Origin of the sequence: Streptomyces adelaidensis, assembly GCF_016598475.1 — a bacterium.
Lineage (GTDB): Bacteria > Actinomycetota > Actinomycetes > Streptomycetales > Streptomycetaceae > Streptomyces > Streptomyces adelaidensis.
In genome coordinates this window covers 1-896 of sequence record NZ_JAEMUX010000263.1, presented here as the reverse complement: position 1 = coordinate 896, position 896 = coordinate 1, and the positions used below count along the sequence as shown (strand labels likewise).

The window sequence follows — 896 nt, the reverse complement described above, 5'->3', positions numbered from 1 at the left end:
CATGCGCGACGGGCAGCCGATCTGCCCGCGCTGCGAGCTGCGCCGCCTCACCGCCGCCGCTGCTGACCCCAGCTGGCCACGAAGGGCCTGGGACCTCGGCCTACTCCACAAGGGCGGCGACCCGCACCACTGCCCGGCCTGCGTCGCGCAGCCGGAGCCGCCGAAGGACTTCATCTGTCCCGGCGCAGAAGCCAACGCTGTGGTGCTGGCCAACCCGCAGCCCGCCGCCGGGGTGCGGCAGGACGGGGCGCAGCCGCAGCCGCCCGTCGTCGCCTACCGGTCCGACGGTGGACGCCTGCTGAACTGCCTCCGCCACGTACCGCCGCCCGCCGCACGGCACGCCGACTTCCACCCGGTCACCGCCGACGACCTGCCCGACGGCGGGATCTGCACGTACCCCAAGTGCGGCACGGATGTCCTGATCGTGCAGCAGGGAGGCGAGAAGTGAGCGGCGGCGGAGGCTTCACCGGAATCAGCCTGGCGGGGACCTGGGAGTGCGGCGCCTGCGGTGCCACTGGCGACGGCTGGTACGACGAGGACGACGGCCTGGTCCTGCACGACGAGAACGGGCAGCCCTTCGAGTCCGGCGACCACGTCTGCGAGGCCCCGCAGTGATCGCGGAGGCCGCAGATGCGGCGCTGCTGCTGTGGCAAGCCCTGTGGGTGTGGATCGTCGCGGGCGCGGTGGCGGTGACGGCCGGGGTGCTTGTGGCGGTGGCGGTCGTGTGGGGCATCTGCCGGATGCTGCGCCGCGCTTGGGGCGCAGCAGGCCCGAGACGGCCCTCCATGGCCCCTCTCGCGGCCGAACAGCCCACAGCGGACCCGGAGCCGCTGGAAACGGCACAGCGGCCCTCAGCGCCCCAACCCCGCCCCTCATGGGCCCGAACCGACAAGGAA

The 896-nt window shown here is 73.7% G+C and carries 2 protein-coding genes and 1 pseudogene; all 3 read left to right on the top strand.

Translation table 11 applies throughout. The features are described 5' to 3' along the window. The coding region (locus I8N67_RS41730; RefSeq protein ID WP_200309599.1) for a hypothetical protein at positions 1-448 on the top strand (448 nt) is incomplete at its 5' end. Continuing rightward, complete coding sequence (locus I8N67_RS41725; RefSeq protein WP_200309597.1) at positions 445-615, top strand: hypothetical protein; 171 nt, start codon at positions 445-447, stop codon at positions 613-615. The genes I8N67_RS41730 and I8N67_RS41725, both read left to right, overlap by 4 nt. Continuing rightward, a pseudogene (locus tag I8N67_RS43670) lies at positions 612-896 on the top strand (hypothetical protein); the annotation flags it as partial. The gene I8N67_RS41725 and the pseudogene I8N67_RS43670, both read left to right, overlap by 4 nt.